The following is a 21,765-nucleotide window of genomic DNA, read 5'->3' on the forward strand; positions in this document are numbered from 1 at the left end:
CTTTTCTTCCTATAATTGGTCGTACATCTTCAACAGTGTTCCCTTTTTCATTTGACTATATTTCACCTGTAATTCTTCATATTTTTTCTGAAGACTTTCATATTCGTTTTTCGGAACACTATCGGATAGTTTCTGTTCTAAACTCTTAATCCGTGCTTCCTGTGCTTTTGCAATAGCAGCGCTTTTAGGATTTTGCAATATCATTCCCTGTTGTTTTTCCTTCAATTCCATCATGACCTGTTTCACATTCGGATTATTATAGAAAAAACCTCTGGAAAGTCCTGTTAGTTTTGTAAGTTCAGCAACTGAAATTTTTATATTTTTTCTATACATTGTTTCAATAGCTGTTATTGCTGTTTCCGTCATTTCCGCACTTTTTTCTTTTGCCAGTGCTACCATTTTATCGTGTTTCTGCATTTTCCTTTTCCCTCCTGTATTGTGCTAATAATTCATTCATTTCATCTCGTACAGCCTTTGTATCCTCCGCTAATGCTTCGTTTCTTAACCGCCGATAATGTGGTATGGTTCGTGTATCCTTATGCCCCAACAGCCTTGCAATGCTATCATCATCTAATTTCATTTCTGTAAGTTTTACTCCAAAAGTATGTCTAAAACGATGTGTACGAAACTCAAAATAATTTCCCTTATCATCCCTGATATCATTTTCATAAATCATGATATTTACATGATATTTCAGCATTGAATCTGTATACAATTTTCCATTATCTTGCAGAAAAATATATTCTGAATCTGGATGCTCCTTTTCTGAAACTTCTATTGCTTTTCTAATCAATTCTACCAGCTGATCGCTAACTGGTCTTTTGTATTTCCTTGTTTTCTGCTGGATAATAGTTATAAAATAATGTCCAGATTTCTCAGATAAGCAATCTCTTCGCAAAGTCAACGTATCCTCTATTCTTGTACCTAGCATCTGATGTATTATTAAACATCTGCCTAACTGGGGCTTTAATTTTGTTAATGCACAATTAAATCTCCTGATTTCTGCATCTGAATACGCTTCTGGTAAAGCGTTATCATATGCTCTGCAATCACTGGACAGAAAAAGGTTGCATATATTTTCTATTTCCAGTTCACGCCCTATTTCATCCAACAGATTATCCAAAACCGACAGCTCTGTCGTGTAACTGACTGATGTAAGACCGGTATCCGTTTTTATATAAACCAGATAATCTTCTATCATATCCCTGCTAATTTCTGTAAAATGCTTTACTTCTGGAAACCGATCATACATGAAGCTAGCAAACCGACGGAATCCACGCAATTCACCTTTTATACTACCCATTGCTTTTGTCTGGCAGTGGCTATACAATATTCTCTTTATTATCTCTTTAAATTCTTTCTGCCTGATCTCACGAAAATCTAATCTATATCTTCCACGAATCGGATTACTCCTTGGCACAATATCCAACTTTCTCATATCCCATACATCTTTTTCATTTTCTGGAATATCAGCTGTTTTACACTTCACAACATACTCATAATACATTTTCAGAAAAGAAACCTGAGCGCTACTTTGTTGCTCAACATTCCGCCTATCCGGTCTATTTCTTCTAACGTACAGCGCTAATCCTTTTTTATATAAAAATGCTTTATAGCTTCTCTCCAGTTCTTCCCATTTTTTATCAGTGATGCTACTACAACTTGTACACTTCTCATTCAGAAATTCTTTCAACAGATCAAATCTGTAAATATCATTTACTGCTGTTGATAATGATAAACGTCTACATCTATCATCAATATACCCATAAATCTCATCCTGTATCTTTTCATTATGAATCTCTGATACATAGTACACCCTGTTTTCCTTCCATTTCAGACTAGCCAACTGTTTTTCTGTAGCTTGTTGATAACAGTCATAAGAAATCAAATTAATATTACCTTTCATCATCTTCTACTCCTTTCAATTTAAATGACTGATTTTTTGAAAAATATTTATCTTCAGCCGATACAATACGTTCCGGCATGAAATCAATGTACTGTTTTGTCATATTCTCACTTGAATGTCCTAGATAATCTCGTACTCCTTGTATAGAAACTCCATTTCCGTACATTGAGGTTGCAAGGTTATGTCTGTAATCGTGTGCTCTAAAGATATAATCTCCGCAGGCAATCCCACGGGCCTTACACTCCCGAATCATCTGATTTGAAAATGTCTGTCCATTAAATGCACCACCCTTTTTATTTTTGAATAAATACTCCCCATTTTTTATTCCGTACTTTTTTTCATAATCGTTCACCAGTCCAACCAATAAACTGGGAACAGGAATGACTTTTTCCCTCCGCATTTTGCTTTGATATATGCGCATCCAATTCTCATTGCCTTGTGAATAAAAGGCTCCCGATTTTATTGTACAAACCTCGCTTTTCCTAATTCCTGTGCAAAACAAAATCAAATACATCAACTGTAAATGCTCTGGGAATGTCGGCAGCTCCTTAATTAGATGAGCAATTGTTTTTTCTGGAACACTTCTTTCATTGTGTTCCGAAAAACCTTTTTTTAAAAATCGTTCCGGATAAAACTTCAACACTTCAATATTTTTCATTTTCAAAAACTGTAGAAATGTATGCATATGTGTGATATGTCGGTTAAAAGTGGAATACTTAATATCGGACTCATCCAAAACAGACACATAATCCGCTATATCTTGCATCTCCAGTTCAGTTACTTTTTTACTCTGTCCATCCAGATATTTTAAAAATTGTGAAATAAAACTTATTGTATTTCGGATATTTGATAAAGACAGATCAGATATCCCGACCAAATATTTTGCGTATAATTGTAAATACCAACGATTTTCTTTTTCGTAAATATTAATAAATGAAAGGCTTTTAACAGGTGAACTGGCATTGATTCTCGATTTATCAAACTGAAACCTATCCATATACCAGATACACGCTCGCCAATTTGTCTCTGGATCTGTTAGAAATAACGTTCTTCTCGCAAACTCAACAATCTTAGAAGCCTGTTTTTTTATAATTTCCGGCTCATTATTTAAATACAGATAAAATCTGTTTTCGTCTGCCTGTTCCATTTCTTCAATATCATCTATTCCGTACTTATCGCAAAACCGTATAAGTGCTTTTAATGGTTCTAAAAAATATCTTCGATGTCTTTGTGCCTTATCCATATTCAGAATTTCACACAGCAATATTTTTGTCTGTCGCACCAACTGTGATGAATGTATCCTCGTTAAGTCCCATAACAAATCATTCTTATCGACCACCTGACGGAAAGATTGTGCTTTCTTCTTATTAGGGATATACAGCAAAAACAATTTGTCTTGCTTAAAAAACTCCTGTTCTACAGAGAAGGGATTTCCATGTGAATAGACATCCGGTATATTTTCTATTTTTAAACGATCAAATAAGCTCATTAATTCCACTTTATATTTTTCTGAAATATCCTCTTTTTCAAGAGAATCCATATACATTTTTCTCGTTTCATAGTTAATATCTGCAGTACACTGTATATCTGTATACTGAAAAAATTTGTATAACCGGTTATAATATTTTGCTTCTCCATTCGTAACCAAAGATATTTCTTCCTTTAATTTCTCAGATATTTTTTCCTGATATAACTTCGGAACAATTTTTAATACTGCCAAGGTAATCCCTCCTTCCTTTTACAGAAAATCTGCAATTTGGTATAAATCTTCATTATTTGAGTAGTATTGATCTGTTGCTTCTATCAATCGTTCATTATTTTCACCCAAGTATTTAATGGTAGTTTCAACTTTCTTATGCCCCAGGGCAAAACGAATGTCATTCAAATCCCATCCTTCTTTTCTTCTTTCCTCCGCAAAATAGTGTCGGAGCTGATGCGGATGGGAATTGATATCCGTTTTTTTGGATAGCCTTTTCAACATGCTATACACAGAATCCGCATCTAATGGCTCCCCTTTGTTTTTTCCAGTCAATTTTGTAAATAGATACTCCGAGTTCATCAGACTTTTCCGGTTATCAGAAATGTACTTAACCAAGAACTCAAAAGTTGTATTACTTAACAAAGCAATTCTATATTCTGCATTTTTTGCTCTTGCCAAGTTGGTATTGGATTCACGATACCTTACCCGAACCGTCCTTCTTTCAAAATCAATATCTTCGGTATAATGGATTCCCAGAATTTCCCCTAATCTAAGACCGGTTTCTGCCATCATTGCTATCAGCAATCGATCTCTATCATTCGTACAGGCATTTATCAGCTCCTGTATTTCTTCGGATGTTATTTCTTCCAGATTAGGTTCTTCTTCTTTGAAGAAACCTTTAAACGAATTCACTGCATTTTGATGATTTACTCCCATACTGTCAAAATACGATACTTTTTTTACTCGTAAGACTTTAAGCATTGGTAAAACATCTTCCAGTGCCAAAAACTGGTAGTATCTGAAGACTGCACCAAGATACATATTGCAGGTCTTATTGCTCGTCTGTGTATTATGCTCAGTATGCTTTCCACTCTTAACCCAATACAAGAAATCAATAAAATGTTTATTCTGCTCTGAATAGGATAGCAATGTAATCTCATCCAATCCTATCGTTTGCTCCTGCAGATAATTGTAATAATATGAAAGTGCGAAGGCTGCGGATTTTACAGTATTCGGAGAAGCATTAATCTGATCCAGATGCTTCAAATACTTTGATGGAAGGATTTCAATTTCTTCAATATCAGAAATAATCAAAAAACGTGGTCTATTATCTTTCAAAACCGAAACAACCCTATATTTCAATCCACAGCCCTCCTTCCTTTCTTTTGATTCATTTGACTTCTTTGACTTCTTGATTTACATTATACGCAAAGATGTCAAAATGTCAATTACGTTTTTGACTTCTTTGACTTTTATAAGAACATCAATAAAACATTTTTTGATTTCTTTATGTTTTAAATTGATTTTTAGGGATATAATTGATAAGATAAAATACAAGAAGTCAATTTATACAAAGTCAAAGAAGTCAAGAGGAGATTTGAATGAGCGAATTTATATCAAATTCAGGCACACTAATAAATCCTGACAGCGTTTACGATCAGGAAAGATTCATCAATATACTTCAAATCATTTTACAGAAAAAAACACAAAAAGAATTATCTGAACAAACAGGCTTAAATAATGCAACCATTTCACGAATGCTCAACGGTGCCCGATCTGGAAGACCATATAAAAGCACTATTGATAAAATTGCAAAAGCCATTGATGATCCAGAACTTATCCAAGAATTATATGATGCAACGGGATATTCTTCTAAGAAAATACGGGAACGAAAAAAGATAATTGCAGACAATGGATTTTCTCTGGATCTCTCTACTGTTCAGGTGCATGAAAAATTTTTTTCTACCTTAATGCGTGGACTTTCCATGATGACAAGTCTGCATAAAATTGAATGGACAATAAAATCTGGAACACCCAGATCATACGATTATTTAATTAAATTAAAAGAGGGAAATATAGATTATTGGTATATTAGATATGTAGATAGAATTACTTCTGATGAAGAAAGAAAAAAAGCCTTAACTGCCATTTATGGAGAATTTGCAAAATTGAAATTGGGCGGAAAAATCAAAGTTTCTTGCGCCACTCCTTCTTACGAAGATTATGATTATTTTGTTACAATTCCGCCATATCAATTAAATACAAATGCTTCAATTATACATTTTGATTCTGAACTCGAAAGATTTGCAGACGAAACCTTTTTAGAGACAGCTTTACCACTTAAAGAAAATATTCCTGTTAAGGATTTTTGTAATCTTACCGAACCACTGATACTATAACTTTTTGATTTTATCACAGAGAGAGTTACTTATGGCTCTCTCTTTTTTTACACTTCCTCCTCCCACGTTCCAACTCATTATGGCTAATCATTTTCTAAAGCAAGATCCACCTGTGTTTAACAATATTGTCTTTCCGACAAATGTTCTTTCATCAGGTTTTTATCTTGCTGGGGATTCCCCAAACCCATTTTTCTATTTATGCCGAGGTCTCAATATACACTAGAGCAAGATCCACCCCGGTAATACCATATCGCTATTTTAGCAATATGATATTTTCCGGACGTAGGATTCTTGCTGAGGATTGTGCTCCCCAGTTCCTCACATTCAGCATAAATATACACTTGGTTCCCCGAATTTTTCCGGTCACAACACAGGAATATAAAATAGACTAAATATCTCTATATCCCTGTGAAATCACTATGTGATTTTAAAAACAGCAAGGACAGGAAGTGTGGATACACTTCCGCAAAATTGCCAATTTCGGAGCCATATCCAAAATTGAAAAATACATAAAAAATCAAAAATCCGAAACTTTCCTTAATATCCAAATTTATAATTTTTGCAGATTATCAAAAAACCAATATGAAAATTTTACAAATTTTGTACCACCTGTAAAATTCTCATATTGGTTTTCATTCAACTTTTATGGATTTGGAATATTCTATATTTTCCAAATATTCTGTGCATTAGCTAAGAGCCATTCTGCACGATTTTCTATTTCATGTTCGTTCCAATCATTTTTTTGAAGTACGTCATGTAATGTATAAAGTCCGCTCGCACACAAAAGTAAACCTGGTTTATTTTGTCCCTTTCCCGCCTTTTTTACATTCCATGCAGCATCACGTATAGATGCATTTAAAGCTTGCGGAATAATCGCCAAATTCCCCAATGTCAGTAATAGAGAATCCCTCTTTTTTGCATCATCTTCTGTCGCGCAACAGTGGCTTTAAGCGTTCTCAAATTTACATTCTATTTTTAATACTGTCAAACTTGAATTTTACGGTAGTTAATTCAATTTCAAACGAAGAATTATTACCTGTTTCTTCTTCTCTGCAACCTTCATAGATACTTTTGTAACAAAAGAAAGTTTCTTCCCTAACATCTTCAATGCTTCTGGAAAGAATGTCTTTTCTTCCAATAATTCCATACTACATTTGTTTGCAAATTCTTTGCTATCGTTAATACCAAAATACATAATAGCACTTGCATTTCCTGTACGTTTGATAAACCAGTTCGTAAACTTTAATCCACTCTCACTTGTAGCGTCAAACAACATCTCACCTTTTGGAAATGCTTTTCCACACCCCTTAATAAATGCTATGATTTCTTCTTCATGGAAATATTGGAACACACCTGACACAATTAGCAGTGTAGGAAGCGAATTGTCTATTTCCTTTACCCATTCCAATTTAAACATATCGCCTGCAATGAGCGTTTCATTTTTTCGCTGACCAAATACTTTTTTTCTTGCCTCTATTACTTCTGGCAAATCAGCCTCATACCAATGTACAGTTCTGTTTTCAATCTTATCACTTAAACGGTCATAAGCAGTCTCTAATCCTGCACCAAGATATACAATATTACTTTCTGCGTAACTTTTTGCAAACGCAGTAACTGTTTTGTCCATATTGTAATAACGTGCTACCGATGCCATATTGCTATATTCAGAAGAACCTTTATCTGCACCTTGTGGTAAATACTTCTCCAACTCAAGAGCCTTTTCATCCATAAAATATTCTGGAAATTTTTTAGAGATATTGATTCTTGCCACTAACGGAACAAATAACGTATTTGCAACACCATCAAATTTATTCATAATCTACCTCTTTCTTTAGTTAGTTTTTGCTGACCAATCTAACATATGAAGTTTATTTTGTAAAGTATCTATCACTTAGAAAAATTCAAATTTAATAATTAGTTTTTTTCGCAATCAAAACTCCAACAGGAGCTAAACCGCCATCCACCAAATTCACTTTGACGACTGTAAAGCCATAATCCGTAATAAACTCACAAAAATTTTCCTTGTTCCATTCTTTGTATGCTTTAAATCCTGTAATAGACATCAATCGCTTTCGTAAACCACTTGATTTTTTCTCTGCCCATAAGAAGGTTGGTGCGTACAAAATACCATCTTTTTTTAATACTCTACGAATTTCCTGCATTGCTTTTTCAGGCTCTGGCATAATGTGCAGTGCATTTGAAATTACTACACAATCAAAATTTTCATTCTCATATGAAAGTGCCGTTGCATCGGCTACGCAAAAACTAAGTTTTTCTGTTGTACCTCTCCTTTTCGCTTGCTTAATCATATTTTCCGAAAAATCGGTTGCCGTCCAGCTATTAGTACAATCAGACAATGGGAAAGATAGCTGCCCTGTTCCACAAGCTAATTCTAATACATTCATATCAGATTTGAGATAATCTCTAATATATCCGCAGATTGCATTATAAAATTTCTTATCTGACTCCATCAAAGGTGCATATATTTTTGCAAGTCGTTGCCAATAACCCTTGTTTGCCTTGTCTTTCATATCAAAATCTCCATTTTATTCAATAATACAACTTCCGATTTGAATGAGTCCAGCAAGGGGCTAATGCCCCTTATGCTTTTCTCTTTTCTTTTGCTGTTTCATTTCAAACTTTCGCAGTTCTTCTCCTGCAGTGTTTCCTTTGCATCTTCATTGAAATGATAACGGACAACATAGACTGTCTGCCCGATTTTCTTTGTAAATGTGTTCCCCTCTGTTTTTGTATTCATCATTTTTTCCTTTCCTTGAATCCCCGGCAAAGAGTCATTCCATTGTTCTCTGTCAGGACACTATTCTTTAAATCAGGCCCAAAATGGGCACTTCCAGTTTCGTAGGCTACCTATATATAGCCTTTTCATTTTTGCTTGCAAAAAGCCTTGTGATCACAGCACTTTTTTAACGTAAAAATCATTTTAATATGCTTCTATCGTGTTGTTATACTGAGAAGCCCGACAAGGAGTAGGCGCTTAAAGGTCACTTCCAGGCACTTTATAGGCATTAAATAGGCACTTAGAAATACCTGTTTTCCTACTCCTCTTACTTATCCTTGCATTTTTTGATATAGCTTCATCAATTCTGCAACACACTCTTCTTCTGTCATTTTTATGCCAAAGCCATAAGCTGCCATAACTGCCTTATCATTTGCAATATGTGCTTTTCTTAATTCCACTGGCATCGTTAAAGGATCATACAAATCTGCGAGACTACTGTCTGGGAAAAGTGCTCTGGCATCCAAAATTCCATGTGCTGTTTCTTCGATTTTCTGTTTCTGCTGTTCTGTTGGCTCCGGCCATGGAAAATTGTTATATACGATTTTTGCAGAATATCTATAGTCACTCTTTAATCTACCACACACTACTCGCGTCCATGCCATGTGTACGTTAGAGGTAATAATTCCAAATGTATACAAATCAGCGTTTGGAATACACTGGACAGAATCCGTTATAATCGTTTCTGGCGATTCATATCCCATCGGTATATATCTTCTATTTTCCGATGATACCCTTGGTACAATTATATATGGTTCATCTGGCTGTCTAATTTGTTGAAACAATGTTGGTGAATCCGCACTTTTTACAGTAACAGCTTTTGTGCTTTTCAATCGAAATTCACGAACCTGTTGAACACGCTTTTTTATCATCGGCAACTTGTTTAATTCTTTTGGAGAAATATCTCTCAGCCATAAGCAATATCTCTCTTTAGAATTTATAAATTCCTCTGCTCCATAAACCCTGCGAACGAACTTTTTAGATTCTGGCTCATTTTGTATGAGTTCATCTTTTTCGTCTGGTGACAAAAACAAATATCCCCCATCCACTGGTTTATTTCCATTTGTTATCTTAGGGACATTACATAATGGATTAGTACGACTGTTAATAAAAGTAATCGGAGCATCTATTAGGTACGGACTAATTTGTACCGTTTCTTCAAGCGCTCCATTATCATACAAACGACATTTTCCCTTTGACATTGATGTGCTAAAACCTATAATAACGCAATGAACCGCCGCTTTTAATTTTGCCTCACTTCCCCATACAAATGTCCTGTGTGCAAAATCTATATGAATATCAAACTGTTTATATAGTTCAGCCCAAACATAAGCCACCTGCTCTCCCTGTGTAATGGAATTAGTAGAAACAAATGCCGTTCTAACCTCTGAACCCTCCATCATTTTTGCAGCCTTAAAATACCATGCCGCAACATAGTCGATTTTACCTGCCGTTGAAGTTGATTTTCCATTTTCGTCTACATATACATTCTCAATGTCTTTCTTTTGGCTTTCTGATTGATACGAATATCCAACAAACGGTGGATTCCCCATTATATAGGACAATCGTTCTACCGGAACCACTTCATTCCAATCTATCCTAAGTGCATTACCCTCCGTAATATTTACATACGTCTTCAACGGAAGAAAATCATCATTGAAGCCATAGACAATATTTTTGGTTTCTTCCAACATCTGCGATTCTGCAATCCAAAGAGCTGTCTTTGCAACGGTAACAGCAAAGTCGTTGATCTCTATTCCATAAAATTGCTGGATAGACACTTTGATTGGGTTATGGACTTCTCCCAATGTTATCTGACCGCCAACTCTTTCACGAATCACCTCATTCTCCAGCCGCCGCAACGACAAATAGGTTTCTGTGAGGAAATTTCCAGAACCACACGCCGGATCTAAAAACGTGAGAGATGCAAGTTTATTCTGAAATTCATCCAACCTCTTTTCTTTTGTTCTCCGAACAGTAACCGCTTGAATCTCCTTAAATTCTTTTTTCAAATCATCAAGAAACAGCGGATCTATCACTTTATGAATATTCTCTATGGATGTATAGTGCATCCCGCCAGATCTTCTTGTTTCCGGATTTAAAGTAGATTCAAAAACTGCTCCAAAAATAGTCGGTGAAATATCACTCCAGTCAAAATCCTCAGATGCTTTCGTCAAAAGCAGGTCTTTGATTTCTTCTGTAAAAGGTGGGATTTCTATTGTTTCATCTGCAAACAGACCACCATTTACATATGGAAATTGTGCAACATCTTCTTCAAGATATTCATCCCGTTCAGCGATTGGAGTATCCAGCGTCTTAAACAGTTCAATCAATGCTCTCCGGCAATCTTTTACATCATATGCTTCTAAGTAATCATGAAAAATATCCCGATGTTCACCAAATATGCCAGCATCCTCTGCGTACAGACAGAATACTAAACGCACACAAAGAGCGTTCAAGCTCTTCAACTTATGTTCCCTTTTTTCTTTCTGTTCTGCTGATTCCTGTTTTTCATTTCCGTCCGGTATCTTGTATTGCTTCAGGAAAGCATCATAAATCAGACCAACAATATCGCCAGCCTTAATAGAAACTTCCATCTCATGAGATAACTTTTTTACATCCTGCTTTACCAGAAAATCAAGGAGCAGATACTTGCTCTGCAATTCAACCAACGCTATTTTAACAGGTTCCGGTACCCTGGCATTCATATCATATATCCAAATATCCGAAAAATTACAAGTTATGATCCATCTTGCTTTTTCATCATACGGAAGATTGTCATTATAGCGTTTCGCCTGTTCATATGGTGTTAAATCCACATCTCCAGAGTTATGTATTTTCTGATCAAGTGACTTTCCCAGACTTTTCTGTTCAATGATGACATGTGTTTCCGGGATATATACGTCAATCCGCTTTGTATTCCCATTTACGATTACTTTCTTCTCAAAATTTACACGCTCTGTGGGATTTTCCATCCCCATTACATTGGATAAAAATTCCAGCCAATAAGAACGACCATCTTCATCCTCATTGCCACGTCCCATCCATCTATTGATAAACTGGTGAGCCGCTTCTCTTTTTTCAGCGTCTGTCATGCTTTTTTCCTCCTAAATAATCGTGCATTCACAAATCTTTCTCCGACTATTTTTACATATCATATCCACAGTATATCATAAAATTATTACAGAACAGCATTCATATATCATTATTTGTATTGTGTCTGCACACAAGGAACTTCTACCGTCAAATCATAATAATATTGATACATGATCATGTTATCTTTTGCTTCTATATACACTCTCTGAGCTTCTTTCATCAAGTTATTCCAAATATCTTTCCATTCACTAGGAGCTGAATCTAAAAACCACATATTATTAAATGACATTTCTATCGTCCCCCATAAATCATCTTCTTTACGCTCAGTTTTTATATTCATCTGCATATTTCGTGCAATTTCCAATGCATCTTTTTGTAAAAAAGTGAACTTCACTACTTTTTGAGGATCTGGAACTTTCTTAAAACGACGCATATGAGCTTCTGCCTTTTTAATAATTGTTTCCAATTGTTCATCATGCCATTTTTTATCCTCTAGTATCTCTTCTTCTGACATTTGCGCTTTTTCTTCATTAATTTCTCTTTGCATTTCTTCCAATTCACGCTGTGCAATATCATAATATTTCTTTTCAATCACCATAATCTCCCAACTCCATAAAAAAAGAAACAGTCAACATTTTCGTTACAACTGTTTCCTTTATTTTTGAAGTCCCCGGAGCATTTGTATCACTACATTCTGTTCTTTTTCATCAAGATTATTCCAAATATTCAGAACCTCTTGTTGTGATTCTGATAAGCTTACTGGAACATCCATTCCGGCAAAGAATTGTGCCATTGTTACTCCCAGTGCATCACATATCTTTTCTACAGTAGGCATGGTTGGTAAACTTTCTTTAGCAATAATTTTTCCAATCGAAGATTGAGATATACCAGTCAATTGTGACAGCCGATATTTACTCATATCACGTTTTTTACATAAAGCTATAATATTGTCCGCAATATAATCCTCTGTACGCAAGTAAATACACCTCTTTCCGATAGTAGTTACCTTAATTGTAACTAGAAATCCGCAAAAATATTAGAGATGTATCTTACAAGTATTTACTAAGGGAAACAGTAGTATTAAAACAAAAAAAATAGAACTATATAAAGTTGTATTCCATTAATGTCAGCTTATTATCTAAATGCTCATATTCTCTTTGTACCTCTTCAATTTTATCATATAGTTTCAGCACTGTCGAACCCTTTATCATTTTATTTTCTTGGCACATCTGCCGGAATTTTTCTTTGTACCCCCGCAGTATTCTTCCTTTTTCCTCTAATTCCTCCAGTGTTTTAATTTCCTCTTTATCTGCCATGTATTTTCCTCTCAGACATAATTTTTAATACATAAATAATAACCTTTTTTTCACTGTTGTTCAATTATAACTTATCGCCTTTTTCTCCCATCAATCGACAATCTTCTTTTTGCTATATACATATGATATACTTCTTTTTATACAACCAATTACTATTGTATAGCTCACCATTTTTTTCTATCTACAACACAAAAAAGTCAAGTTGTGATGGAAAGGAGGTGAGGACATGGAAATAAATTATGCACTTATAGGCAAACGTATAAGAGAAACCCGCAAACAACGAGGATTGTCTGCCGAGGAGCTGGCTGAAATCGCTGATCTTTCTACTGTTTATATAAGCTATATAGAAAATGCCAAGCGTAAACCCAGTTTAGAATCTTTAATCAAAATTAGCAATGCCCTTGAAATTACTATTGATGAATTACTCTATGGAAACTTGTTATACAATCCTACGGAATATCAAACTGATATCGATTTATTAATGGCAGATTGTACCAGCACTGAAAAACGTTACATATTCGAGGTTCTTTCAGCCATAAAGAATATTTTACGAATCAATGATTGGCATCTATCCTCAAAACACAATTACGATGCTGATAACCCGAATGATTATTAAATCATTCAATAACAATCAAATATCTATTTCTACATAAACCATCCGTTAATCACTTAACTGATGGTTTATGTCTTTTTCAATCCAAAAATTCTATGATAGTTATATCAACTATAAAGGATGTCGCTATTGATGAAAGAAAGTGAAGAACGAAGCAGTAATATTGATGAACAGAAAGCCAGAATCCGGCAAAGATACAAAGGTATTGATCCAGAAGAACTGGAAGTAATTCCGGCACTTCCACCAGAGGATATTTTTAAAACAGAAAAAAAACTACGAGTAGCTGTATATGCAAGGGTATCTACGGATGATCCACGCCAAACATCCTCATATGAATTACAGAAAAATCATTATCAGGATGTAGTAAATAAAAATCCGAATTGGATGCTTGTCGAAATATATGCCGACGAAGGCATTTCAGGCACTTCGCTTCAACATAGAGATGCATTCAAAAAAATGATTGAAGATTGTGAAGCCGGAAAAATTGATTTAATCATAACAAAAAGTGTATCCCGATTTGCAAGAAACGTTGTTGACTGTATCCGATATGTACGAGAGCTTTCTTCACTCCGTCCACCCGTCGGTGTATTTTTTGAAACAGAGCATTTAAATACTCTTGATCCCAAAAGCGAAATGATTCTGTCATTCATGTCAACACTTGCACAGGAAGAAAGTCATACCAAAAGTGAAATTATGAATTCTTCCATTGAAATGCGTTTTCGTCGGGGAATATTCCTTACACCTCCTCTGCTCGGATATGACCAAGACGAAAATGGAGATCTTGTAATCAATCCACATGAAGCTAAAATTGTGCAGCTTATTTTTTATATGTATCTGAATGGAAGCAGTACTCAACAAATTGCTGATTCTTTGACAGAACTCGGTTGTAAAACAAAAAAGAATAATGATGTCTGGTCATCCAGTACCATACTACAAATCCTTCAAAATGAACGCCATTGTGGGGATGTTCTGGCGAGAAAAACATGGACTCCTAATTATCTTGACCATAAATCAAGGAAAAACAATCAAGACCGTAATCAATACAGAAAAGTCGGACATCACGAAGCTATTATCTCCCGAGATGATTTCATAGCTGTTCAAAAATTAATTACAAATGCGAAATATGGAAATAAAGAGATTTTACCAGAATTACATGTGATACAAGAAGGCTCTCTAAGTGGATTTATAAGCATTAATCCAAGATGGTCTGGATTTAAAGCCAGAGACTACTTTGAAGCATCTCAAAGCGTCCTTAAACCGGCAAATATGAATGTACCTGATACAATTACTGCTTCCGCCGGTTCCTTCGATTTAAGAGACTATGAAGTTGCCAGAGGACAATTTTTCTCCTCTGTTGGTCGGATTTCTGTTTCTTTTTCATATAAACAGATCTCTTTTAACAAAGATGCTATACGGAAATTTCCAAACATAAAATTTGTCGAACTGCTAATACACCCAAGCTCAAAACTACTTGCTATCCGACCATGTTCCTCTGAAACAAAAAATAAAGTGCAGTGGTCACGTCTCAAAGATGGTCAACTTATTCCAAAACCAATTTCCGGCGCTGCATTTTTGCCAACATTATACGAGATATTTAAATGGGACAAAAAATGCAAATATAGAATATTAGGAGTTGCCCACCAAAAAGACAATGAAAATGTCCTTATTTTCAACATGGACGATACAGAAATACGAATACCGACAAGTACCAACGACGTATCCGCCCCCAATAACAACATGCCTGATACAATATCTGATTCTAAGAGTGTGTTAGCTTATCCTGCCGACTGGATGAATAGCTTCGGTAATAATTACTATACTCAGTCTCAAGCGCCAGAATTAACAGAATTTACAGCAGACAAAAACTGGCAGACTGCTTCAGAAAGTAAACCTTATAAAGAACCCGAGCTACAAACCACTCCCAAAGAAACCATTATACAAAATATAAAGAATATTATTACAGAAATTAAAGGAGACACCCAATGAGCGAGCAACCTATAAATCAATGGAATATGACTACAGAACCTTCTGATATGATGAAAATCAACACACCTATGCCAATAACAGCCGCACCCAGCCCCTCAAATCAAACGGAAGTCATTGACGATGATTCTTTCAGCTATGACGGTTATCAAGTTGTACGTGGCGAATTCTTCGCTCATATTTACGAACCTTCGTTTACGTTTAATAACTACAAGGTATCTGTAAATACCGCCTGCATAAAAAAACTACCCGATGTCGAATATGTGCAAATATTAGTCAATCCCATTGAAAAAAAACTGGCTGTCCGTCCCTGTCGAGAAGAAGAAAAAGACTCTTTTCGTTGGTGTTCCTCTGGAAAAAAACGTTCGCCAAAACAAATCACCTGTCGAATTTTCTTTGCTAAAGTGATATCTCTCATGGACTGGAATCCTAATTATCGGTACAAGATTCTCGGCAAACTAATTCGTTCTGGCAATGAAATACTGTTCATTTTCGATTTAACTTCACCTGAAATATTTCCTCGTACACTAAAAGACAATGGAACTGTAACCACTGCTAGGACACCTTCTTATCCTGAAGAATGGAAGAATCAGTTCGGTATTCCAGTGGAAGAACATCAAAAATCAATGCAAGTCAATATATTTGAAGGCTACGCAGTATTTGACATACAAGAAAAGAAGAAGGCAACTGATAAATCCATAGAAAAAGCAAAAGAACCATCAACAGCAGAAAGTGAGGAAAAATCCTATGAACAACAAACACTCTTCCCATCCACTAATATGTATTGACTTTAAAAAGAATCGTATACGAATCCACCGCAATACACTCCGTCAAATTGGTAACCCAGAATATATTCAACTTCTTGTTAATCCTGATCAAAAAATGATAGGTATAAAAGCTAGTTGTGCGGAGGATAAATTGGCACATAAAGTTAAGGATTATTTTGTCATCAATGGTAACAGTTATGAATTGTACAGCCGAGAATTACTATATTCACTTTCCCAACTTAACCTTTCTTGGGAGAAATTTAACATTTTTCGTTTAGAAGGCAATATTTACCCAGATAAAAAAATAGCTCTATTTTCCATGGATAACATCATCACAAAACTGCCACAAACAGAATTCAAATCAGAAATAATGGGAGATGAGTATGCGCAATTATAGTATATATACATTAAAAACAAAACTAGAATTCACCAATTTGTATCAATATCTCAGTGAAAAAGATTATAAACAACTTGAACAACAGATATTATGTTATTCCTATCACACCCCCATCTGCACATGGAATGGTATTGTCATTAATGGTATAGAAGCATATGAATTATTTCGTAAACACAGTATTCCTTTCCGAATAAAAAGACTACATTTTTCCAGTAAAGAAGATGTAATTTCATGGATATGTACTGACCAACTTAAACGAGAGGATTTAACCAATATCAATAAAAAATACCTGATTGGGAAAAAATATGATGCTGAAAAAATTTTAGTTTCAAGACAACTTTCATCTACAAATAAATCTCATATTTCCGGTGCAAGCATCGCAGCAAAAAAAATATCCGAAGAATGTAATGTAGCAATGGCTACCGTTTACAAATATTCTGCTTACAGTAGTGCACTAGATATAATTGATGAAAAAGTTCCGGATCTTGTCAAACGAGTTCGTTCTGGTCAGCTCTGGATTTCCCAAGCTAATATTATTGAGCTTTCAGGATTATCAAAAGAGCAGCTTTTAAGTCTAAATAACTACCTTCTTGCCGAAAAGATAGAACATCTCAGTTATCATGATATGAAAAGGGAATTACTGTGGAATAATTACGCCAAACCGATGTTAAAGAAAGAATCTTCCGTTTCTATTCCTTCAATACGCAACCTGCCACAATTTGATCCAGATGCGGAAATTGCAAGTCTTACGTTGACGATTCCCTCGTGGAACAGTTCTATCGAAAGAGTATTAAAAGTTTCAGATTTTAAAATTGCTTCTGATACAGCAAAATACAAGCTTAAATATCAGCTTATGTGCCTAATATCAACCACAAATAATATTTTAAAAAAATTGGAGGAAATATAATTATGGATGGAAATACCGAAGATTTACAAAAGTTTGTTCCCCAAGTGCATTTTGAGCAAATACCTATTAAAAATTTATGTTCAAATCAAGATTACCAACGTAATCTTTCCATCAAACACGTTCAGCGTGCTGCAGCTAATTTTGACCTTTATCAGATAAACCCTGTAAAAGTAAGTAGACGTGATGGGATAAATTATGTGTTCAACGGACAACACACTATAGAGATTGTTGCTCTCGTCTCTGGATCAAGAGAAACTCCTGTCTGGTGTATGGTTTATGATGATCTTGTTTACACCCAAGAAGCAGATATTTTTGCAAATCAGATGAAATATGTCAAATCATTATTACCTTATGAAATATTCATGGCTAATATTGAAGCTGGTAATGATAGAGAACTTATTATTCGTGACCTTGTTGAATCATATGATCTCACTATTACTTCTTCCTCTCGCCCCGGAGGTATATGTGCTGTATCCACTTTAATTAATATCTATGAAAAATATGGTTTTCACACTCTTGATCGTGTTTTACGTCTTTGTGTTGCCACATGGGAAGGTGCGCCTATGTCCTTTAGTTCCAATATGCTTAATGCTATTGCCCGTCTGGATAATGCTTATGGAGAAACAATGAAAGATGACACATTTAAAGAAAAAGTTGGGCGTGTCTCTGTCAGAGAAATCAGTCGTACTGCCAGAGAACGTCGTGCCGGTTCATTAGGATTCGCAGAAGCTCTTTTACTAGAATACAATAAAAAATCCAAGTATTCACTTCCTTTTGAGAAATTATACACTCATAAAACACCCAAAAAAAGAGAACAATCAACTGAAGATGAATCCGGTCAAAGTTCCACTCCAGAAGGTCAGTTAGATTTATTTTCTACGGATCAGGAGAATACTCAGGCTCTGCCAAACGAATAGCGCAGAGCCTTCAGCCTTTATTCTATCCATACTTTCAAAAGAACACCCTGCTTTAAGGCTCTCTTTCATGCAGTCACTATTTTATCTTATCCCAAATTCATCATCCGCTCCATCCGCCACCTTGTATATGAATACCCATTCCAAATATTTGCTTTTACCGGATACTCTTTCCTGTAAACAAATACAGTGTGATATTTAACAAAATGTATTCTACACCAATTATGTATATCTTTCATATATATGTTATTTATACCATTCATCCACTGTTCTAAAGCCCATATGTCTTTATCTGACACTAACTCCATTATGAACAGTACATTATAATATTGAATGACACCTACTCTCTTCCTTTCCTCTATTAACCTTTTACACAATAACCTATACTTAATGTTCATATCGTTCCTATGCCCCTCCCTCTAATCTATATTTTCCATCCTTATATACGTTATATATATAATTATTATATAGTACATATAAGTGCCTGAAGCATATCAACCGCCTCACCTCCGCGGACTTCTCCTACTACAATTCTGTCAGGACGCATTCGAAGTGCTGTTTTTATCAGGTCGCGTATTGTGATCGAAGTACCTCCGTCCACGTTTGCCATCTTGGCTTCCAGACGAACCAGGTTCTGCACTCCCTGGATTTTAAGTTCTGCATTATCCTCGATTGTGATCAGTCTCTCATCTTTTGGAATGTAATTGGACAATGCTCCCAGAAATGTAGTTTTCCCACTGCCGGTTCCTCCGCCGATAACCATCGAATATCTTGCTTTTACAAGTGTTGCCAAAAACTGTGCACATTCCGGCGGAAGACTGCCAAGAGCGATCAGCTTCTCCATTGTGATCGGTGTATCCGGGAACCTTCGTATTGTAAGAATCGGTCCTTCCAGGGCAACCGGACGAATCACTGCATTTACTCTGGCACCATTCTCCAGACGTGCATCGCAAATAGGCATGGATTCATTAATAACCCGGTTGCATCTTCCTACAATCTGCTGTATAACATCTTCCAGTTTTTCTCTGGAAGTAAATCCTTTTTCCCATTTTCTCAGTTTCCCGGCACGCTCCACAAAAATATGATCCGGTCCATTCACCATGATCTCTGTCACAGTATTATCGTCAATAAGCTCCTGCAAAACATCCAGTTTTCGTACAGAATAAAAGAGTTCCTGCCGAAGTGCTATTTTTTCTCTGAGTGAAAGCGCCTCTTCCTGTTTTCCATTCAGGAGCAGATCATCAATCTCTTCCAGAATCTCTTCATCTGATAACTCTCTCGCCAGATCCAGCTTTTCCATCAGACGCTGTCGGAGTACTCTGAAGCAGTCACTGTTCATGTGAAGTCTCCTTTCCAAGAAGTTCTCTCACATAATTTCCAAGCGGACTCCATATCAGGGATTCCGGATAATCTGCATTTCCTGATGTCTCACAGAAGGGAAGACTCATTTTTACAGTCTTTTCAAGCAGATGGGAATATCCTCTCATATCAAGAAGATTTTCAAACTGCTGAAGTTTACTTTGGGAAATGAGATCTGTACATACAGGCATATAAATAAACTTACATAACTCCAGCAATTGAAAGAGTTCTTCTGTTCCATTCCCCATATCCACTACGATCACATCATAACTGCCATGAAGAAGCAGTTCCTGAAAAAGATATTCCCAGTCCTTCCAGGCGGTTTCTCTGATGTCCTCCGGCAGCTGTACCGGTGGAACAAAATCGAGTTTTCCCACATTTTGAATCATACTGTTCAGCTTCAGAATAATGCCTGGACTTTTCTGTCTTACATAATAGAGCAGGTCGCTGAGTGTACAGGAAAATTTTTGATGCATCAGTTCTTCAAATCCGGAATATTCTTCCATATTCAGATAAAGCACTGCACGTTCTTCGCTTAATATCTGTGCCAATGTCCATGCAAAAGAAGTTTGCAGACATCTGCCAAGAGGAGAATACACACCCAGAAATTCTGTCTTCTTTTTCAATGCAGGGCTCTGTATGGGAAAAACATCTCTTTCTTCCCCATAGCACGCCATCACCTCACGGATGATCTCTGCCGAAGACTGATATTTATAGACCTCTGCATACATATCCAACTCTTCCGGTCTGCTTCCTTCTGTAAGAATCACAACCTTTCCAATGTCCAGTTCACGAACTTCCCTGCACATGGCATCCACTGAGATCAACAGCAATTCTACGTGTGTTTTCTGTGCATAAGCTACCAGACTTTCCACACTTGTAAATGCCTGGACTTCGAACGGAAGATTATTTCTTCGATTCAGATATTCCATGAAATTCCGGGCATAATCCGCTTCAAGGTCACAGACTGCAAAAATTTGTTTTTTCAATATAAACCTCCTGTATAAAGCATCACACTCATAAAAATAGGTACTGTAAAATGAATATTTTCCAGTGTATTTCCCGTCTGATAATAAGGCTTTGGCCTTCCCGTCCTGATGCATTCAGCAAGATATGCTGCCAGATAACTCATTCTCTTTCTAATCCCGGTATAACAGATCAGAAGTGCAAGCGAAATTCCTGCACCGCACAGAAAGGAAAACCAGATACACCACAGAATCTTCGCAGGACCCATGATTCCTCCCAGTGCACAGAATACTTTAATATCACCTGGACCAAGCATTCGAAAATAAAACATCCACCCGAGGATTGCCAGTGGCACCAGAGCTCCCGGCACAAATCTTATAAGACCGGCAAAACCACTCTTCCAGAAGCAATACCCTGCTCCTGCCAGAAGAGAACATAAAATCCAGTTGTTCTTAACCTTCATACTGTAAAGATCCATAATTACAGATACACCGGCAATCGTCAGAAGCAGCATTTGATCAGCAATAAATAATCCGCCTCCTTGTTCCTGATATTTGATTATAAAAAAATTGGGGTTATTCCGTCAGAACCGACGGTGGGAATACCAGAAGATTTCTGGTGAGTCTTATTATAGTCTTGGCTTCTGCTGTTTGTAAAGAAAATTCGTTCACCAAATCCAGACAGCCAGATTCTGCCTGTTTCTGCTTTTTTGTCAAATTTCTTCCTGTCTTCGCCTCAGGCTTATTGCAGTTTTTTGAGGGCTTTTGTATAATATGTGTAACTGCTCACAGGTAATATTTATCCTGTATTTACAGAGTACTTGCCGCACAGTATAATAATACATAGTTTTGAAACGGGAGGCATT

At 36.0% G+C, this 21,765-nt stretch carries 22 protein-coding genes and 1 pseudogene; 7 read left to right on the plus strand and 16 right to left on the minus strand.

The window, feature by feature from the left end; translation table 11 throughout:
* Positions 1 to 9: 9 nt before the first annotated feature.
* From LIR34_RS07485 to LIR34_RS07500, 4 genes are read right to left on the minus strand one after another with little or no spacing between them, the layout of a single operon-like run.
* Positions 10 to 417, minus strand: coding sequence for a DUF6262 family protein (locus tag LIR34_RS07485; RefSeq protein WP_173722328.1), 408 nt, complete (start codon positions 415 to 417; stop codon positions 10 to 12).
* Positions 401 to 1,909, minus strand: coding sequence for a tyrosine-type recombinase/integrase (locus LIR34_RS07490; protein ID WP_242849348.1), 1,509 nt, complete (start codon positions 1,907 to 1,909; stop codon positions 401 to 403). The genes LIR34_RS07485 and LIR34_RS07490 overlap by 17 nt, the downstream gene beginning before the upstream one ends.
* A complete protein-coding gene (locus tag LIR34_RS07495) occupies positions 1,896 to 3,626 on the minus strand; it encodes a tyrosine-type recombinase/integrase (protein ID WP_055181485.1) in 1,731 nt (576 codons plus the stop codon). The genes LIR34_RS07490 and LIR34_RS07495 overlap by 14 nt, the downstream gene beginning before the upstream one ends.
* Positions 3,627 to 3,644: 18 nt before the next feature.
* On the minus strand, positions 3,645 to 4,748 hold the full coding sequence (locus LIR34_RS07500) for a tyrosine-type recombinase/integrase (protein ID WP_055181487.1): 1,104 nt from the start codon (positions 4,746 to 4,748) through the stop codon (positions 3,645 to 3,647).
* Positions 4,749 to 4,987: 239 nt separating this feature from the next.
* Here LIR34_RS07500 and LIR34_RS07505 point away from each other — a divergent pair, with 239 nt between their 5' ends.
* Positions 4,988 to 5,785: a helix-turn-helix domain-containing protein gene (locus LIR34_RS07505; RefSeq protein WP_055145164.1), complete on the plus strand. Its 798-nt coding sequence runs from the start codon at positions 4,988 to 4,990 to the stop codon at positions 5,783 to 5,785.
* Positions 5,786 to 6,446: 661 nt separating this feature from the next.
* On the opposite strand, the pseudogene LIR34_RS07510 reads toward LIR34_RS07505, so the two are convergent.
* The 8 genes and pseudogenes from LIR34_RS07510 to LIR34_RS07545 form a co-directional block, all read right to left on the minus strand.
* A pseudogene (locus LIR34_RS07510) lies at positions 6,447 to 6,704 on the minus strand (GmrSD restriction endonuclease domain-containing protein); the annotation flags it as partial.
* Between the two features lie 87 nt (positions 6,705 to 6,791).
* Positions 6,792 to 7,601, minus strand: coding sequence for a class I SAM-dependent methyltransferase (locus LIR34_RS07515; protein WP_055145176.1), 810 nt, complete (start codon positions 7,599 to 7,601; stop codon positions 6,792 to 6,794).
* A gap of 91 nt (positions 7,602 to 7,692) precedes the next feature.
* The gene (locus LIR34_RS07520; protein ID WP_012740435.1) at positions 7,693 to 8,316 is read right to left on the minus strand and encodes a class I SAM-dependent methyltransferase; all 624 of its coding nucleotides are present in this window, start codon (positions 8,314 to 8,316) and stop codon (positions 7,693 to 7,695) included.
* 98 nt (positions 8,317 to 8,414) lie between these two features.
* Positions 8,415 to 8,546, minus strand: a complete 132-nt coding sequence (locus LIR34_RS07525; protein WP_081016822.1) for a transposon-encoded TnpW family protein — start codon at positions 8,544 to 8,546, stop codon at positions 8,415 to 8,417.
* Positions 8,547 to 8,854: 308 nt separating this feature from the next.
* On the minus strand, positions 8,855 to 11,677 hold the full coding sequence (locus tag LIR34_RS07530) for a DNA methyltransferase (protein ID WP_055145180.1): 2,823 nt from the start codon (positions 11,675 to 11,677) through the stop codon (positions 8,855 to 8,857).
* A gap of 110 nt (positions 11,678 to 11,787) precedes the next feature.
* Positions 11,788 to 12,276, minus strand: a complete 489-nt coding sequence (locus LIR34_RS07535; protein WP_055145183.1) for a hypothetical protein — start codon at positions 12,274 to 12,276, stop codon at positions 11,788 to 11,790.
* Between the two features lie 57 nt (positions 12,277 to 12,333).
* On the minus strand, positions 12,334 to 12,654 hold the full coding sequence (locus tag LIR34_RS07540; RefSeq protein ID WP_013976760.1) for a helix-turn-helix domain-containing protein: 321 nt from the start codon (positions 12,652 to 12,654) through the stop codon (positions 12,334 to 12,336).
* Positions 12,655 to 12,778: 124 nt separating this feature from the next.
* Entirely contained in the window at positions 12,779 to 12,994 is a 216-nt protein-coding gene (locus tag LIR34_RS07545) for a hypothetical protein (protein ID WP_129794637.1), read from the minus strand.
* Between the two features lie 226 nt (positions 12,995 to 13,220).
* Here LIR34_RS07545 and LIR34_RS07550 point away from each other — a divergent pair, with 226 nt between their 5' ends.
* The 6 genes from LIR34_RS07550 (at position 13,221) to LIR34_RS07575 (ending at position 18,578) form a co-directional block, all read left to right on the plus strand.
* Positions 13,221 to 13,610: a helix-turn-helix domain-containing protein gene (locus LIR34_RS07550; RefSeq protein ID WP_008374249.1), complete on the plus strand. Its 390-nt coding sequence runs from the start codon at positions 13,221 to 13,223 to the stop codon at positions 13,608 to 13,610.
* A gap of 129 nt (positions 13,611 to 13,739) precedes the next feature.
* The gene (locus tag LIR34_RS07555) at positions 13,740 to 15,593 is read left to right on the plus strand and encodes a recombinase family protein (protein ID WP_055171291.1); all 1,854 of its coding nucleotides are present in this window, start codon (positions 13,740 to 13,742) and stop codon (positions 15,591 to 15,593) included.
* Entirely contained in the window at positions 15,590 to 16,378 is a 789-nt protein-coding gene (locus LIR34_RS07560; RefSeq protein WP_173722329.1) for an integrase, read from the plus strand. The genes LIR34_RS07555 and LIR34_RS07560 overlap by 4 nt, the downstream gene beginning before the upstream one ends.
* Positions 16,338 to 16,754 (plus strand): hypothetical protein, encoded by a 417-nt coding sequence (locus LIR34_RS07565; protein ID WP_044999283.1) that lies wholly within the window; start codon positions 16,338 to 16,340, stop codon positions 16,752 to 16,754. The genes LIR34_RS07560 and LIR34_RS07565 overlap by 41 nt, the downstream gene beginning before the upstream one ends.
* Positions 16,741 to 17,661 (plus strand): hypothetical protein, encoded by a 921-nt coding sequence (locus LIR34_RS07570; RefSeq protein WP_129794638.1) that lies wholly within the window; start codon positions 16,741 to 16,743, stop codon positions 17,659 to 17,661. Before LIR34_RS07565 ends, LIR34_RS07570 begins: the two co-directional genes overlap by 14 nt.
* A 2-nt stretch (positions 17,662 to 17,663) precedes the next feature.
* Positions 17,664 to 18,578, plus strand: coding sequence for a DUF6551 family protein (locus LIR34_RS07575; protein WP_158440728.1), 915 nt, complete (start codon positions 17,664 to 17,666; stop codon positions 18,576 to 18,578).
* Positions 18,579 to 19,038: 460 nt separating this feature from the next.
* Here the strand turns inward: LIR34_RS07575 and LIR34_RS07580 are convergent, their stop codons facing one another.
* From LIR34_RS07580 to LIR34_RS07595, 4 genes are all read right to left on the minus strand, one after another.
* A complete protein-coding gene (locus tag LIR34_RS07580; protein ID WP_330603649.1) occupies positions 19,039 to 19,914 on the minus strand; it encodes an ATPase, T2SS/T4P/T4SS family in 876 nt (291 codons plus the stop codon).
* The gene (locus tag LIR34_RS07585) at positions 19,904 to 20,923 is read right to left on the minus strand and encodes a hypothetical protein (protein WP_244092270.1); all 1,020 of its coding nucleotides are present in this window, start codon (positions 20,921 to 20,923) and stop codon (positions 19,904 to 19,906) included. Before LIR34_RS07585 ends, LIR34_RS07580 begins: the two co-directional genes overlap by 11 nt.
* Positions 20,920 to 21,414, minus strand: coding sequence for a prepilin peptidase (locus LIR34_RS07590; protein WP_173902422.1), 495 nt, complete (start codon positions 21,412 to 21,414; stop codon positions 20,920 to 20,922). The genes LIR34_RS07585 and LIR34_RS07590 overlap by 4 nt, the downstream gene beginning before the upstream one ends.
* Before the next feature lie 61 nt (positions 21,415 to 21,475).
* On the minus strand, positions 21,476 to 21,616 hold the full coding sequence (locus LIR34_RS07595) for a hypothetical protein (protein ID WP_173902423.1): 141 nt from the start codon (positions 21,614 to 21,616) through the stop codon (positions 21,476 to 21,478).
* Between the last annotated feature and the right edge of the window lie 149 nt (positions 21,617 to 21,765).

Source organism: Blautia sp. MSK17_66 (assembly GCF_020538025.1).
Classification (GTDB): domain Bacteria; phylum Bacillota; class Clostridia; order Lachnospirales; family Lachnospiraceae; genus Blautia_A.

What these genes read in the sequence shown, in the direction of transcription:
- LIR34_RS07485 (WP_173722328.1), bottom strand. Translation starts at nt 417, where the DNA reads ATGCAGAAACACGATAAAATGGTAGCACTGGCAAAAGAAAAAAGTGCG.
- LIR34_RS07490 (WP_242849348.1), bottom strand. Translation starts at nt 1,909, where the DNA reads ATGATGAAAGGTAATATTAATTTGATTTCTTATGACTGTTATCAACAA.
- LIR34_RS07505 (WP_055145164.1), top strand. Translation starts at nt 4,988, where the DNA reads ATGAGCGAATTTATATCAAATTCAGGCACACTAATAAATCCTGACAGC.
- LIR34_RS07515 (WP_055145176.1), bottom strand. Translation starts at nt 7,601, where the DNA reads ATGAATAAATTTGATGGTGTTGCAAATACGTTATTTGTTCCGTTAGTG.
- LIR34_RS07520 (WP_012740435.1), bottom strand. Translation starts at nt 8,316, where the DNA reads ATGAAAGACAAGGCAAACAAGGGTTATTGGCAACGACTTGCAAAAATA.
- LIR34_RS07525 (WP_081016822.1), bottom strand. Translation starts at nt 8,546, where the DNA reads ATGATGAATACAAAAACAGAGGGGAACACATTTACAAAGAAAATCGGG.
- LIR34_RS07530 (WP_055145180.1), bottom strand. Translation starts at nt 11,677, where the DNA reads ATGACAGACGCTGAAAAAAGAGAAGCGGCTCACCAGTTTATCAATAGA.
- LIR34_RS07535 (WP_055145183.1), bottom strand. Translation starts at nt 12,276, where the DNA reads ATGGTGATTGAAAAGAAATATTATGATATTGCACAGCGTGAATTGGAA.
- LIR34_RS07545 (WP_129794637.1), bottom strand. Translation starts at nt 12,994, where the DNA reads ATGGCAGATAAAGAGGAAATTAAAACACTGGAGGAATTAGAGGAAAAA.
- LIR34_RS07550 (WP_008374249.1), top strand. Translation starts at nt 13,221, where the DNA reads ATGGAAATAAATTATGCACTTATAGGCAAACGTATAAGAGAAACCCGC.
- LIR34_RS07555 (WP_055171291.1), top strand. Translation starts at nt 13,740, where the DNA reads ATGAAAGAAAGTGAAGAACGAAGCAGTAATATTGATGAACAGAAAGCC.
- LIR34_RS07560 (WP_173722329.1), top strand. Translation starts at nt 15,590, where the DNA reads ATGAGCGAGCAACCTATAAATCAATGGAATATGACTACAGAACCTTCT.
- LIR34_RS07565 (WP_044999283.1), top strand. Translation starts at nt 16,338, where the DNA reads ATGAACAACAAACACTCTTCCCATCCACTAATATGTATTGACTTTAAA.
- LIR34_RS07570 (WP_129794638.1), top strand. Translation starts at nt 16,741, where the DNA reads ATGCGCAATTATAGTATATATACATTAAAAACAAAACTAGAATTCACC.
- LIR34_RS07575 (WP_158440728.1), top strand. Translation starts at nt 17,664, where the DNA reads ATGGATGGAAATACCGAAGATTTACAAAAGTTTGTTCCCCAAGTGCAT.
- LIR34_RS07580 (WP_330603649.1), bottom strand. Translation starts at nt 19,914, where the DNA reads ATGAACAGTGACTGCTTCAGAGTACTCCGACAGCGTCTGATGGAAAAG.
- LIR34_RS07590 (WP_173902422.1), bottom strand. Translation starts at nt 21,414, where the DNA reads ATGCTGCTTCTGACGATTGCCGGTGTATCTGTAATTATGGATCTTTAC.